This window comes from Pseudomonas sp. GD03862 (genome assembly GCF_029840855.1).
Classification (GTDB): Bacteria; Pseudomonadota; Gammaproteobacteria; order Pseudomonadales; family Pseudomonadaceae; genus Aquipseudomonas; species Aquipseudomonas alloputida.
Genome location: NZ_JAOCDI010000004.1, coordinates 46023 through 60492 on the forward strand (window position 1 = coordinate 46023; position 14470 = coordinate 60492).

Below are 14470 nucleotides of genomic sequence, written 5' to 3' on the forward strand. Positions count from 1 at the left end.
CATCGCGGGTTCGGCACAGGCCGTCGTAGGAACGGGTTCACCCGCGAATGGGCCGGTCCTGCTGGCCAATCTCCACCTGCCGATCACCGGTGCCGCCACGACCGTATTCGCGGGTAAACCCGCTCCTACACACACACAACATCGGGGGTTCGGCACAGCGAGATGCGCCGCGCGGGCGGCGCTCGGTTTCCCCGGCGCCGACAATCTTCATCCCTGCCCCACCATCACAGTTCTCTGCAGATTCATCTCTGGCCTGCTTCTTGCTCACTCATTTCATGTAGTGAGTACTTACCGAAACGCTCGCGTCATTTGAGTCCTTTGGTAGCGCAAGCAACCTCCAGAGATGAGCCAATAATGCAAACAACCATCTCCCTGCAGGTCAACGGCCAGCCCGTCGAAGTCAGCGCCATGCCTGACACCCCGCTGCTGCTGATCCTGCGCAACGACCTGTGCCTGAACGGCCCCAAGTACGGCTGCGGCCTGGGCGAATGCGGGGCGTGTACGGTGATCATCGACGGCGTGGCCGCCCGCTCCTGCGTCATCCCCTTGGCCGGCGCCGCCGGCCGCAATATCACCACCCTCGAAGGGCTGGGCAGCAAGGCCGCGCCGCACCCCGTGCAACAGGCGTTCATCGACGAGCAGGCGGCCCAGTGTGGTTACTGCATGAACGGCATGATCATGACTGCCAAGGCCCTGCTCGATCGCATTACCGACCCCAGCGACGAACAGATTCGCAATGAGCTGTCCGGCAATCTGTGCCGCTGCGGCACCCACGTCGAAATCCTGCGCGCCGTGCGCCGCGCTGCCGAGACCCGGAGAAAGCCATGAACCACTCACAACAGGTGCCCAGCCGCGACCAACTGCTGGCCAAGACCGGCGTATTGCTGATCGTCGACCAGATCACCCCGCCCTCAGGCCCTGTGGCCAAGGGCGTGACACCTATAGTCAAGGAACGTGAGCTGGCGTTGTTCATCGCGGTCAGCGACGACGGCATGGTCTACGCCTTCAATGGTCATGTCGACCTGGGCACTGGTATCCGCACCTCGCTGGCGCAAATCGTCGCCGAAGAGCTGGACCTGCGCATGGACCAGGTGCACATGGTGCTGGGCGACACCGAGCGGGCCCCCAACCAGGGCGCGACCATAGCCAGCGCCACCCTGCAGATTTCCGCGGTACCGCTGCGCAAGGCTGCAGCCACAGCGCGACGCTATCTGTTGCAACAGGCCGCCCTACGCCTTGGCTGCCCGCCCGAAATGCTGCGCATTGAAGACGGCACGGTTATCGCCAGTAACGGCAGCACGCTGAGCTTCGCCGAACTGGTGCAAGGCGAGAACCACCAGCTGCACATTGCCGACGACGCCCCGCTCAAGGCCATCGAAGACTACCGCTTGGTCGGGCGCAGCGCCCCTCGGGTAGACATCCCTGGCAAGGCCACCGGCGAGCTGACCTATGTGCACGACATGCGCCTGCCCAACATGCTTCACGGTCGGGTCATCCGCCCGCCCTATGCCGGCCATGACAGCGGCGACTTTGTCGGCAACAGCCTGCTGGCGGTGGATGAATCCTCCATCGCCCATCTACCCGGCGTGGTCGCCGTGGTGGTCATCCGCGACTTCGTCGGCGTGGTGGCAGAGCGCGAAGAGCAAGCCATCCGTGCAGCCCATGAGCTGAAAATCAGCTGGAAGCCATTCACAGGCAAGCTGCCCGACCTTAGCGATGTCGCCCAGGCCATCCGCGACAACCCGCGCGTGCAGCGCACCGTGCTGGACCAGGGCGATGTCGACGGCAGCATCGCCAACGCCAGCCAGCGCCTGAGCCGCAGCTACCTATGGCCTTACCAGCTGCACGCATCGATCGGCCCATCATGTGCGCTGGCCGACTTCACCGCAGGGCAGATCCGCGTGTGGTCAGGTACGCAGAACCCGCACCTGCTGCGCGCAGACCTGGCCTGGCTGCTGGCGTGCGATGAAGCACGCATCGAGATCATTCGCATGGAAGCAGCCGGTTGTTATGGCCGTAACTGCGCCGATGACGTGTGCGCCGACGCGGTGCTGCTGTCGCGTGCGGTGCAGCGCCCGGTGCGGGTGCAGCTGACCCGCGAACAGGAACACGTGTGGGAGCCCAAGGGCACCGCGCAGTTGATGGAAATCGACGGCGGCCTGAACGCCGATGGCAGCGTGGCCGCCTATGACTTCCAGACCAGCTACCCGTCCAATGGCGCGCCCACCCTGGCCCTGCTACTGACCGGTGCCGTGGAGCCGGTGCCGGCGCTGTTCGAGATGGGCGATCGCACGTCGATCCCACCTTATGATTACCAACACATGCGCGTCACCATCAATGACATGACGCCACTGGTGCGCGCCTCGTGGATGCGGGGGGTGTCGGCCATGCCCAACAGCTTCGCCCACGAGTCGTACATTGATGAGCTGGCCTTCGCCGCTGGCGTCGACCCGGTCGAATATCGCCTCAAGCACCTGTCCGACCCGCGCGCCATCGACTTGGTCAAAGCCACCGCTGAACGCGCGCAATGGCAGCCGCATACCCGGCCCATGCAGACACAGGCCGAAGGTGATGTGCTGCGCGGCAGGGGCTTTGCCTATGCGCGCTATATCCACAGTAAATTCCCCGGCTTCGGCGCGGCCTGGGCAGCCTGGGTGGCCGATGTCGCAGTGGACCGGCGCACGGGCGAAGTGGCCGTCACCCGCGTGGTGATCGGCCACGATGCCGGGATGATGGTCAACCCCGAGGGTGTGCGTCACCAGATCCACGGTAACGTCATCCAGTCCACCAGCCGGGTGCTCAAGGAGCAGGTCAGTTTCGAAGAATCGACAGTGGCGAGCAAGGAATGGGGCGGCTACCCGATCCTGACCTTCCCCGAGGTGCCAGCTATCGACGTAATGATGCTGCCGCGCCAGCACGAGCCGCCAATGGGCAGCGGCGAATCAGCCTCGGTACCCAGCGCAGCGGCCATCGCCAATGCCATTTTCGACGCCACCGGCATTCGTTTTCGCGAGCTGCCGATCACAGCCGAACGCGTGCGCGCTGCGCTCGGTGGCGAAGGCCAAGGGCCAGATGCGCCCGCGCCAGCGCAGCCGTCAACCAAGCGTTCGAAGTGGTGGTTCGGCTCGCTGGCCGGAGTGTTCGGCGCTGCATTGGGCATGCTTGCCACCGCCTTGCCCTGGCGCGCCGAAATCGCCCCGGTAACGCCACCTGGTGTCGGCAGCTGGAGCGCCGCCATGCTCGAGCGCGGGCGCCAGGTGGCGGCGGCCGGCGACTGCGCCGTGTGCCATACGGTCAGCGGCGGCAAGGCCAATGCCGGGGGGCTGGCAATGGATACGCCTTTCGGCACGTTGTACAGCACCAATATCACCCCCGACCCGGAAACCGGTATCGGCCGCTGGTCCTTCGCCGCCTTCGAGCGGGCCATGCGCGAAGGTATCAGCCGCGATGGCCGGCACCTGTACCCGGCGTTTCCCTACACCTCGTTTCGCAACATCAACGACGCCGACATGCAAGCGCTGTATGCCTACCTGATGTCGCAAACCCCGGTACGCCAGGAAGCGCCCGCCAACCAGATGCGCTTCCCGTTCAACCAGCGGCCGCTGATGGCCGGCTGGAATGCGCTGTTTCTGCAACGCGGCGAATACCAGCCCGACCCGCAGCGCAGCGCGCAGTGGAACCGCGGTGCCTACCTGGTCGACGGCCTGGGCCACTGCACGGCCTGCCATTCGCCGCGCAACCTGATGGGTGCAGAAAAAGGCGGTAGCAGCTACCTTGCCGGCGGCATGGTCGATGGCTGGGAGGCCCCGGCCTTGAATGCCCTGGGCAAGTCATCGACGCCGTGGAGCGAAGACGAGTTGTTCAACTACCTCAGCACTGGCTTCTCCGAAAAACACGGCGTGGCGGCCGGCCCCATGGGCCCGGTGGTCAGTGAGCTTGCCACCCTGCCAAAAAGCGACGTGCGCGCCATCGCCCACTACCTCAGCTCCCTGGATGGCGAGCCGCAGGCACTGGCCGCCAATGCCGCGCCCCAGGTGGACACGCACGTGTCGCTGAGCAACGGCGAGCGGGTATTCAAAGGTGCGTGCCTGGCCTGCCACAGTGATGGGCTGGGGCCGAAGCTGTTTGGCGTCAGCCCGTCGATGGCGGTCAACAGCAACGTCCACAGCGACCTGCCGGACAACCTGCTGCGCGTGGTGCTGCACGGCATTCCGACCCCGGCAACCCGCGACCTGGGCTACATGCCCGGTTTCAAGGACAGCCTGTCGGACCGCCAGGTAGCCGACCTCGCGGCCTACCTGCGCCATCGTTTTGCCGCCGACAAACCGGCCTGGCAAGGGCTGGCGTCCAAGGCTGCGCAGGTACGCGCCAACCCTGGCAGCCACTGAGGCTCAGCGGCGCAAGCCGCGCAGCGCAAGGTCACTGATGAAGGCCAGCCAATCGGCCTTGGCCTGCTTGTCGGCCAGGTCCACGGCCAGGAACGAGCTGAGCGTGTGGCGGTTGGAGTTATAGAAGTAGCAGAGCGAGGCAATCATCAGGTAGGCGTGGGTAATGCAGATATCGTCGCGGAACAGGCCCTTTGCCTGTCCTGCCTCGATGATCGGCCGCAGCACGCCGACCGCTTCGCCGGACAGCGCCCTGAGGTTTTGCGACTTGCGCGCGTGCAAGCCCTGGTGAAGGTTTTCGGTGGCGAGGATGGTGACGAATTCGGGGTGGCGCACATAATAGTCCCAGATAAACGCCACCAGCTCGCGCAGGGCCTGCTCAGGGTCGGCGAGGTCGAGGCGCAGCTTCGCTTCGGCCTGGTTGAAGCTGGCATAGATGTGTTCCAGCACACTGATGAACAGCTTTTCCTTGCTGCCGAAGTAGTAATAGATCATCCGGTCGTTGGACTTGGCCAGCGTGGAGATCTGCTCGATGCGCCCGCCAGTGAAGCCTTCCTTGCTGAAGACCTTCACTGCGGCCTTGAGAATATTGTCCCGGGTGCGGTCGGCCTGCTGGGCGCGAACACCGGTTTTGCGAGTTTGCATGTCGGTCCCTGTGGGGCTGGCCAGATACCCAACACTGCCACAGACATTGAGCCATTGCGCGGCTTTTTCGGCTGGGCTGAGGGCGGAGATGGCAGACCGGCTAACACCGGCAGAGCCGCTGCCGTTGATCGTTTTGCTTTCTGCGCGAGCATACCCACTCCTGCCTGGAAGTCAGCAGTCATCGGGGCTGGCTTGCACCTGATGAGTGGCACGTACAGCCAGCCGGATCATGACGGACTCCCGGGTTACCGGACAGGTGCGTTACTCAAGCAGCGACGCCTCGTTCGCCATCATCGCTGACTTCGAACTGCCCCACCAGCTTCTGCAACTTGCCAGCATCCACCTTCACCTTCTGCGCACTGCTTTGCAGCACCAGGGCGGTCTGGCGCATCTCGCTGGAGGACTGGTTGACCTGCTCGATCGTCTTGCCGTATTCCACGCTGCGACGGTTGAGCTGCTGGATAATGGCGAACATGCTCTCCACCGCCTGGTGCAGCTGTACATTTTCGGAAGAGGCGTCCTCCGCCAGGCGCAGGCTGTTGTCGACGTCCTGCACGCCCTGCTCCATGAAGCTTACCGCCTGCCGGGTTTCGCCCTGCAGGCTCTCGACCATGTGGCGAATGTCGTCGGCGGCACGCGAGGTGCGTGCGGCCAGGCTGCGCACCTCGTCGGCCACCACCGCGAAGCCACGGCCATGCTCCCCGGCACGCGCCGCCTCGATAGCGGCATTGAGCGCCAGCAGGTTGGTCTGGTTGGTGATTTCGCTGATCAACCCGGTGATGTTGTCGATCTCGACCATGCGGCTGTCGAGCCGCTGCACGCTGGATGATGAGCGCGCCACCACATCGCGGATCGACTGCGTGCCCGCCTGCACCGCCTGGTACTGCGCGCGTGCGCGGCTGACCACTTCGTCCATGGCCTGCTTCATCTGCTCGGCGCTGACCGAGGCCTGCTGCAGTTCGCCGAGTTGCTCTTCCATGATGATCATCATCTGGTGCACAGCGTCGGCCACGTCGGCGGAGCTTACGCTGGCCTCCTGGCTGCGCCCGAGCATCATCTGGTTGGTGCTGCCGACCGTGCGGCTGGCCTTGACCACCTGCCCGACCACCGCGTCCAGGCGGTCGATGAAGCTGTTGATCCAGCGTGCCATGTCGCCGCTCTCATCATTGGCCAAGGTGCTGGTATCCAGGCGCTGGCGCAGGTTGCCTTCACCCTCGGCGATGGTGCATAGCACACTGCTCATGCCATTCAACCTGGCGGCCAGGCGCTTGGGCCCGAGCACGCCAAACAACAAGGTGGCGCCCAGCATGCTCACGGCCTCGATCACGTCAGTCAGTCCTTGCGGCAGGCCTGCATAGTGCTGCACCAGGTAATTACAGCCGAACAGCCCCGCCATGATCGCCACATAGGGTTTCATCAACCCGTAGCTCAGCGAACGCCGGCGGTAGACCTCTTCCAGGTCCGCCTCGCACATCATGCCCCAGCGGTCGGGCGAGCCCGGCAGCTGGAAGGTCACGCCCTTGCCCACCACTGGCACATGACGGTAGTCCGAATAGCCGGGGTAGGTCACGAACAGGTTGGCACCGCGCCTGATCGTTTCCCTCACTCCAGGGTGCAGTTCCCGCGTGGAAGGGTCGGTGAAACGAAGCTCCAGCTCGGTATGGCGCTGGACCTGTACAGTGGCCCAGGGCGTGTGCACACCGTTCTTGAGGTTTTCGCCATGGGTGAAAGTGGCGTCCTCGAAGCGCGAGCGGGACAACGCGGTACCGGGTTGTATGGTGGGGTCGAAGCGCGATTGCGCCATGAACAGGTAGTTGTCGCCCGACTCGGGGTAAATGTGCCCTGCCTCGCGCTGGATCAGGTCACCCAGCACATCGTTGGGCACCCGCCCACACAGACAACCCAGCACTTTGCCCTCGTGCATGAGGGGCTGGTAGAACATCAACGTGACTTCATCGTGGAAGCGCGAGGAAGACGGGCCGATCTGCAAGGTCAGCGAGTCGCTGTAGGGCCCGTGCAGAAACGGTGCTTTCAGCCCCTGCGCCAGGGCTGCCAAGTACTCGATACGTGGCGTGCCACGCTGGGGCCAGGTCGAAGCGATGACGCTGCCGTGCACATCGACGACAAACAGTTCGGAAAAGTCCTCCGCCTGGGCCAGCGTGTTGCGCAACATCGCGCTATCGACTTGAGCGAGCCCGGGCGCCACCTGCTCGGCCAGGTCGGCCAGGTGCTCCCACTGTTCGCGCACCCACTCATGCAGCAACTGCACGCGGGTCTGAGCGATGGCTTCGAAGGTTTGCTCGACCTGCGGGTAACTGGCCCGGTTAAGGCGGCACGCCCAGCCCATGCTGAATTTGCCGGTTTTGCCAAACCACGGCAGCCAGCCCTTTTCACTCGACGATAACTGCATCGAACCACTGGAAAGCGACATTATCTTCACCATACGCGACATCGAATGGCAATCTGATAGCAAGTCGCACGCCAACGGCGGGAGGCATGATTAATCGGCGATCCCGCGGAGTGGATGCACTTCATCAGTGCAAGATGCCGGCAGGCAACCCCAGAACGCACCAGCCACGGGCAAAAATGAGCGGTTTAAGCATTCAACTGAAATGAGGCAAATAGCCTCCAGAACTGCTCGCAGATCGCACAACAGTTCGATAATCGCACAAATTCAGCCAAAGCCTCTCTACTGTTGCCCTATCTTGCGGCACGCTATAGCGAAAGTCAGCAAGCTATTTCAAGTGCTGACAGGCCCCATCGCTTCACGCGCTCCGGCCAGCCCGACAACCACAACTCCAGGAACAACCAGGAGCTCGCCTTGATCAATAAAACGTACGAGTCCATCGCCAGCGCGGTGGAAGGGATTACCGACGGTTCGACCATCATGGTCGGTGGCTTCGGCACGGCTGGCATGCCGTCCGAGCTGATCGATGGCCTCATTGCCACCGGTGCCCGCGACCTGACCATCATCAGCAACAACGCCGGCAACGGCGAGATCGGCCTGGCCGCCCTGCTCATGGCAGGCAGCGTGCGCAAGGTGGTCTGCTCGTTCCCGCGCCAGTCCGACTCCTACGTGTTCGACGAACTGTACCGCGCCGGCAAGATCGAGCTGGAAGTGGTCCCGCAGGGCAACCTGGCCGAGCGTATCCGCGCCGCAGGCTCCGGCATTGGTGCGTTCTTCTCGCCAACCGGCTACGGCACCCTGCTGGCCGAGGGCAAGGAAACCCGTGAGATCGACGGCCGCATGTACGTGCTGGAAATGCCGCTGCACGCCGACTTCGCACTGATCAAGGCGCACAAGGGTGACCGTTGGGGCAACCTGACCTACCGCAAGGCCGCCCGCAACTTCGGCCCGATCATGGCCATGGCTGCCAAGACCGCCATCGCCCAGGTCGACCAGGTCGTCGAACTCGGTGAACTGGACCCGGAACACATCATCACCCCGGGTATCTTCGTCCAGCGCGTGGTCGCCGTCACCGGTGCTACCGCTTCTTCGATTGCCAAAGCTGTCTGAGGCCTGCCATGACCATCACCAAAAAGCTCTCCCGCACCGAGATGGCCCAACGCGTGGCCGCAGACATCCAGGAAGGCGCGTATGTAAACCTGGGCATTGGCGCGCCAACCCTGGTGGCCAACTACCTGGGCGACAAGGAAGTGTTCCTGCACAGCGAAAACGGCCTGCTGGGCATGGGCCCAAGCCCTGCGCCGGGCGAGGAAGACGATGACCTGATCAACGCCGGCAAGCAGCACGTCACCCTGCTGACCGGTGGTGCCTTCTTCCACCATGCCGATTCGTTCTCGATGATGCGTGGCGGCCACCTGGACATCGCCGTACTGGGGGCCTTCCAAGTGTCGGTCAAGGGCGACCTGGCCAATTGGCACACGGGTGCCGAAGGCTCGATCCCGGCCGTCGGCGGTGCAATGGACCTGGCCACCGGCGCCCGCCAGGTGTTCGTGATGATGGACCACCTGACCAAGACCGGCGAAAGCAAGCTGGTGCCCGAGTGCACCTACCCGCTGACCGGTATCGCTTGCGTCAGCCGCATCTATACCGACCTGGCCGTACTGGAAGTGACACCTGAAGGGCTGAAAGTGGTCGAAATCTGCGCGGACATCGAGTTTGACGAACTGCAGAAACTCAGTGGCGTGCCGCTGATCAAGTGATCCAGGAAGCCTTAGGGCTTTCCATGCCCTCTGCGGCACTATCGATAGTGCCGCACAAGCGCCGCGAGCAGGGAGCACGCGGTGCTTGAGGCCGCCTTTCCAACCGCTTCGGAGCCGATAGACGAGAACTCTCGGAGAGGTCAACCCAATGAGCTATCGAGCGGGAGCCAGATAGCGGCGTAAAAAATTGCCGGCCACGACTTTACGCCTTTTTTACTCGACATTACCGTAAAGCAGGCAATACTGCCGGCACTGTCCCAACGAGCTCCCTCAATGCCGCTTCCTGCATTGCGTTTCATCGCCTTCATTATTGGTGTATTCCTGATCACGTTGGCCGTCAGCATGGTGATTCCAATGCTGACGCTGCTGGTGTACGACCGCAGCGACGACCTCGGTGCATTCGTCTGGTCGAGCCTGATCGTTCTGTGTGTCGGCCTGCTCATGGTGGCCCGCGGCGTACCCGACACACCGCAACTGCGGACCAGGGACATGTATCTGCTCACGACGGCAAGCTGGGTCATCGTGTGCGCATTCGCGGCGCTGCCAATGGTGTTCATTCGACACATCAGTTACACGGACGCGTTCTTCGAAACCATGTCAGGAATCACCACCACCGGCTCGACCGTGCTGACCGGCCTGGACAGTGCATCACCGGGGCTGCTGATATGGCGTTCGCTGCTGCACTGGCTGGGAGGCATTGGTTTTATCGGCATGGCCGTGGCGATCCTGCCACTGCTGCGCGTGGGCGGCATGCGCCTGTTCCAGACCGAGTCTTCGGATTGGTCTGACAAAGTGACGCCGCGTTCGCATGTGGCAGCCAAGATAATCCTGCTGGTCTACCTGGGCCTGACTGCATTGGGGACAGGGGCATTGTGGGCTGCCGGCATGACCCCGTTCGAAGCCATCAATCATTCGATGTCGCTGGTTTCAACCGGTGGTTTCTCTACCTCGGATGCCTCGCTGGGCCATTGGGAGCAGCCAGCGGTGCACTGGGTGGCTGTGGTCATCATGATACTCGGCAGCCTGCCCTTCACGCTGTATGTCGCCACGCTGCGTGGCCATCGAGGCATCCTGCTCAAGGACCATCAAGTTCGCGGTTTCATTGGTTTTCTCGTCTTCGTCTGGCTCACCGTCGGAACCTGGCTCTGCCTGCACAGCGATCTGGCCTGGTGGGATGCGTTTCGTATTGTTGCGGTGAATGTGACCTCGGTAGTAACCACAACAGGCGTTGCCGTGGGTGATTACACGCTCTGGGGCAGCTTCGCCATCATGCTGTTCTTTTACCTGACGTTTGTCGGCGGGTGCTCGGGCTCCACCGCTGGCGGTTTGAAAATATTCCGGTTCCAGGTGGCCGCTGCCTTGCTTGTCAGCAGCCTGAAGCAGTTGATCCATCCACGGGCAACGATCTCGAAGAAATACAATGGGCATCCCATCGATGAAGAGATCGTACGGTCACTGCTGACGTTCTCGTTCTTCTTCACCGTCACCATTGCGGTCATCGCCCTGGGCCTGTCTTTGATAGGACTCGACTGGATGACGGCGTTGAGCGGGGCGGCCACCGCCGTGTGCAACGTCGGTCCAGGCCTGGGCACGCTTATCGGTCCAGCAGGTAATTTCGCCTCCTTGCCGGACGCAGCGAAATGGTTGCTGACGGTTGGCATGCTGCTTGGACGGCTCGAGATCCTCACCGTACTGGTACTGGTCTCGCCAGTCTTCTGGCGATTCTAGAGCAGAGGCCATCCAGCCAATCAGCCATAAAATTGGGCAGGGACAGCATATTCGTTCTAGGTTTACTGGCGCAGGAATAACAACAACAAGCGGAGAACGACGCCATGAACCCAGCCCTTCGCCTGGCATTGGCCAGCACCTTGTTTGCTGTCAGCGCGGCTGCCCAGGCCGCACCGACCTTCATCAACATCCTCACAGGCGGTACCAGTGGTGTCTATTACCCGGTAGGCGTAGGCATTTCACAGATCTACAGCCACGGCATAGAGGGCAGCAAGACCACGGTGCAAGCCACCAAGGCCTCGGTAGAGAACCTCAACCTGTTGCAAGCCGGTCGAGGGGAGTTGGCATTCGCACTGGGGGATTCGGTGGCAGATGCCTGGAAGGGCGATGCAGAGGCTGGATTCAAAACGCCCTTGAAGAAACTCCGTGCCATCGCAGGTACCTACCCGAACTACATCCAGATCGTCGCCAGCAAGGAGTCTGGGATCACATCCCTGTCAGACCTCAAAGGCAAGCGTATCTCGGTTGGAGCCCCCAAATCCGGGACAGAACTGAACGCCCGAGCCATCTTCAAAGCCGCGGGGCTTACCTACCAGGACATGGGAAAAGTTGAATACCTGCCCTATGCGGAGTCCGTCGAACTGATCAAGAACCGTCAGCTTGACGCCACGCTGCAATCCTCAGGGCTCGGTCAAGCGGCTATCCGAGACCTGGCCGCGACCTTGCCGGTAGTGTTCGTGCCTATCCCTGCCGAGGTCGTCACCCGCATTGGCAACAATGCCTACCAACCCGCCACCATTCCTGCCAACACCTATGATGGCCAGAAGGCGGACGTATCAACGGCGGCCATCAACAACATCCTCGTCACCCGCGCCGACATCGGCGATGACCTGGCCTATCAGATGACCAAGCTGATATTCGAGAACCTTCCACGCCTGGTCACGGCCCACGCTGCAGCGAAAGATATCCAGGCAGAAAATGCCGCCAAGAACCTGCCCATTCCGCTGCATCCAGGAGCAGAGAGGTACTTCAAGGAGAAAAACCTGCTCCCCTGATGACATTCCTGAGCCATGGAGCAGCGTATGAGTGATACCGCGCAAGGTCTTCACGCCAGCACCGATCGCTGGCCTGCCGCGCTTTTTGCCGTGGCACTGGTCTTTTCGGTTTTCCAGATCGCCACGGCGGCCTTCCCTCTGATTTCCACCCAAGTACTGCGTGCAATACACGTGGGGTTCCTGTTGCTGGTGGTGTACCTGAGCTATTCATTCGTTGGCCACCGTCGGCCGTGGCAACCCCTTGCCTGGCTGCTGGGCCTTGCGGGAATGGCGACGGCTGCATACCAGTGGTACTTCGAAGGGGATCTGATTCAACGCTCCGGTGAGCTGACCACCAGTGACCTGATCGTGGGGCTGTTGCTTATTGGTTTGGTCTTTGAAGCCGCGCGACGCGTCATGGGCATAGCGTTGCCCATCATTTGCGCCCTGTTTCTGGCCTATGGGTTGCTTGGCCAACACTTGCCAGGCGAACTCGCGCATCGAGGCTACGGCCTCGATCAGATCGTCAATCAGTTGGCCTTCGGCACCGAGGGGCTGTATGGCACACCGACCTATGTCTCAGCCACCTACATTTACCTGTTTATCCTGTTCGGCGCATTTCTTGAGCAGGCGGGCATGATTCGTCTGTTCACCGATTTCGCCATGGGGCTGTTCGGCCATCGCAGCGGAGGGCCGGCCAAAGTGTCGGTGTTCTCCTCGGCACTGATGGGTACCATTACCGGCTCGGGGGTGGCCAATGTCGTCACCACCGGACAGTTCACCATTCCGCTGATGAAGCGTTTTGGCTACAAACCTGCATTTGCCGGTGGCGTCGAGGCGACCTCCAGCATGGGCAGCCAGCTGATGCCGCCGGTGATGGGCGCCGTGGCGTTCATCATGGCCGAGACGATCAACGTGCCCTACGCCGAGGTGGCGAAAGCCGCGCTCATCCCAGCATTGCTGTACTTCGGCTCGGTCTACTGGATGGTCCACCTGGAGGCTCGGCGCAGCCATCTGCACGGCTTGCCTCGCGAACAGTGCCCGAGTGCCTGGGATGCGTTGCGACAACGTTGGTTCCTGCTCGTACCGCTGATGGTCCTGGTCGCCCTGTTGTTTTCCGGGCGAACGCCTTTGTACTCGGGAATGGTCGGCCTGGCCCTGACCGCCATCGTCATCCTAGGCTCGGCGATCATCCTGCGCGCTCAAAAAACCTGGCTGCGCGCGGCTTTCTGGGTTGCACTCGGGATACTGTGTTCAGGTTTTTTCCGCATGGGGATCGGGGTGATCCTGATGGTCATTGCCGGCCTGGCCATTGCGTGCTGCTTTGTCCAGGGCGGCCGTGCCACCCTGCACGCATGCGTCATGGCCCTCGCGGAGGGTGCCCGTCATGCGGTGCCGGTGGGCATTGCCTGTGCGCTGGTCGGCGTCATTATCGGCGTCATCTCGCTGACCGGCCTGGCCACCACCTTTGCCGGATACATCCTTGACCTGGGACGGGACAACCTGTTCCTCTCGCTGGTGTTGACCATGCTCACTTGCCTGGTACTGGGTATGGGCATCCCGACCATCCCCAACTACATCATCACCAGCTCCATTGCCGCCCCCGCCCTGTTGGAGCTCGGGGTCCCGCTGATCGTCTCGCACATGTTCGTGTTCTATTTCGGCATCCTGGCCGACCTGACGCCGCCAGTGGCATTGGCATGCTTTGCAGCGGCCCCGATTGCCAAGGAAAAAGGCCTGTTGATCAGCTTCTGGGCGGTGCGCATTGCCTTGGCCGGTTTCGTTGTGCCCTTCATGGCGGTCTATGACCCGGCGTTGATGATGCAAGGTGACAGCATGGGCTCCACGTTGTACATGGTGATCAAGGCGGCGTTCGCGGTAGCCCTCTGGGGATGTGCGTCGATCGGGCATTTGCGTGCCCCCATGCCCTGGTGGGAGCGCCTGTTGGCGTTCGCGGCTGGTGTGTCATTGATACTTGCCCTGCCCATCAGCGATGAGGTCGGTTTTGCTTTGGGTGCGGCAGTGCTGGGTTGGCACTACTGGCGAAGCCGACCGGCCTCTGGCCACCTCGCATGATCAGCCTTTGCGTTGGGTTGGCCGGTGTGGTCTGGGTCAGCCTGCCACTGAACGGTTTTACCCTTGCGTGGCAGCACAGTATCGAAAAGGTCCGCTGGGAAGAGGATTACCAAGTGACCCCGGCGGGCCTGGTACTGGTAGAGGCACGGGTCAAAGGCAGCGGGGCCGGCATGGAGATTCCGGACGACGCTCAACTGCGTGACGGCACTTGGCACTATCGTCGTCATCTACCACCGCTGCAGCCCTTGCACGCCGGGCGAACGCCCGAGGCTGGTGACTACCAGGTCTGCACGACAGACGGGTGCCAGCCACTGTCCTATTGGTTAGGACCGCCGAGCGAACGCATTGCTGCAGTAGACTTCTGGGCCTGTGAGAATCCGCCTTTGGACAGCAGGCGCACCGCCCTGCCCTGACGGCGACAGGGCAGGACCGAAT

At 62.3% G+C, this 14470-nt stretch carries 10 protein-coding genes; 8 read left to right on the top strand and 2 right to left on the bottom strand.

Annotation, left to right across the window (positions count from 1 at the left end):
- Positions 1-354 precede the first annotated feature (354 nt).
- The gene (locus N5D53_RS04065; RefSeq protein WP_129931971.1) at positions 355-828 is read left to right on the top strand and encodes a (2Fe-2S)-binding protein; all 474 of its coding nucleotides are present in this window, start codon (positions 355-357) and stop codon (positions 826-828) included.
- The gene (locus tag N5D53_RS04070) at positions 825-4388 is read left to right on the top strand and encodes a molybdopterin cofactor-binding domain-containing protein (RefSeq protein WP_190869543.1); all 3564 of its coding nucleotides are present in this window, start codon (positions 825-827) and stop codon (positions 4386-4388) included. Before N5D53_RS04065 ends, N5D53_RS04070 begins: the two co-directional genes overlap by 4 nt.
- 3 nt (positions 4389-4391) lie before the next feature.
- Here N5D53_RS04070 and N5D53_RS04075 read toward each other — a convergent pair whose 3' ends face one another.
- Entirely contained in the window at positions 4392-5030 is a 639-nt protein-coding gene (locus N5D53_RS04075; RefSeq protein WP_012051871.1) for a TetR family transcriptional regulator, read from the bottom strand.
- Positions 5031-5295: 265 nt separating this feature from the next.
- Positions 5296-7461, bottom strand: coding sequence for a methyl-accepting chemotaxis protein (locus N5D53_RS04080; protein ID WP_279839999.1), 2166 nt, complete (start codon positions 7459-7461; stop codon positions 5296-5298).
- Positions 7462-7851: 390 nt separating this feature from the next.
- Between N5D53_RS04080 and N5D53_RS04085 the strand changes: the two genes are divergently transcribed.
- The 6 genes from N5D53_RS04085 to N5D53_RS04110 all read left to right on the top strand — a co-directional run bounded on the left by N5D53_RS04085 (position 7852) and on the right by N5D53_RS04110 (position 14448).
- A complete protein-coding gene (locus N5D53_RS04085) occupies positions 7852-8547 on the top strand; it encodes a 3-oxoacid CoA-transferase subunit A (RefSeq protein WP_064491891.1) in 696 nt (231 codons plus the stop codon).
- A gap of 8 nt (positions 8548-8555) precedes the next feature.
- Positions 8556-9197, top strand: coding sequence for a 3-oxoacid CoA-transferase subunit B (locus tag N5D53_RS04090; protein ID WP_104961321.1), 642 nt, complete (start codon positions 8556-8558; stop codon positions 9195-9197).
- A 273-nt stretch (positions 9198-9470) separates the two neighbouring features.
- A complete protein-coding gene (locus tag N5D53_RS04095; RefSeq protein WP_019438240.1) occupies positions 9471-10925 on the top strand; it encodes a TrkH family potassium uptake protein in 1455 nt (484 codons plus the stop codon).
- A 104-nt stretch (positions 10926-11029) separates the two neighbouring features.
- Positions 11030-11980: a TAXI family TRAP transporter solute-binding subunit gene (locus tag N5D53_RS04100; RefSeq protein WP_104961320.1), complete on the top strand. Its 951-nt coding sequence runs from the start codon at positions 11030-11032 to the stop codon at positions 11978-11980.
- 27 nt (positions 11981-12007) lie between these two features.
- Positions 12008-14035, top strand: coding sequence for a TRAP transporter permease (locus N5D53_RS04105; RefSeq protein WP_104962863.1), 2028 nt, complete (start codon positions 12008-12010; stop codon positions 14033-14035).
- Positions 14032-14448 (top strand): DUF1850 domain-containing protein, encoded by a 417-nt coding sequence (locus N5D53_RS04110; RefSeq protein WP_104961319.1) that lies wholly within the window; start codon positions 14032-14034, stop codon positions 14446-14448. Before N5D53_RS04105 ends, N5D53_RS04110 begins: the two co-directional genes overlap by 4 nt.
- Positions 14449-14470: the final 22 nt, after the last annotated feature.

Bases quoted from the DNA above. Each gene is read 5' to 3' on its own strand.
- N5D53_RS04105 (WP_104962863.1), top strand. From the start codon at position 12,008: ATGAGTGATACCGCGCAAGGTCTTCACGCCAGCACCGATCGCTGGCCT.
- N5D53_RS04095 (WP_019438240.1), top strand. From the start codon at position 9,471: ATGCCGCTTCCTGCATTGCGTTTCATCGCCTTCATTATTGGTGTATTC.
- N5D53_RS04090 (WP_104961321.1), top strand. From the start codon at position 8,556: ATGACCATCACCAAAAAGCTCTCCCGCACCGAGATGGCCCAACGCGTG.
- N5D53_RS04075 (WP_012051871.1), bottom strand. From the start codon at position 5,030: ATGCAAACTCGCAAAACCGGTGTTCGCGCCCAGCAGGCCGACCGCACC.
- N5D53_RS04100 (WP_104961320.1), top strand. From the start codon at position 11,030: ATGAACCCAGCCCTTCGCCTGGCATTGGCCAGCACCTTGTTTGCTGTC.
- N5D53_RS04070 (WP_190869543.1), top strand. From the start codon at position 825: ATGAACCACTCACAACAGGTGCCCAGCCGCGACCAACTGCTGGCCAAG.
- N5D53_RS04110 (WP_104961319.1), top strand. From the start codon at position 14,032: ATGATCAGCCTTTGCGTTGGGTTGGCCGGTGTGGTCTGGGTCAGCCTG.
- N5D53_RS04080 (WP_279839999.1), bottom strand. From the start codon at position 7,461: ATGTCGCTTTCCAGTGGTTCGATGCAGTTATCGTCGAGTGAAAAGGGC.
- N5D53_RS04065 (WP_129931971.1), top strand. From the start codon at position 355: ATGCAAACAACCATCTCCCTGCAGGTCAACGGCCAGCCCGTCGAAGTC.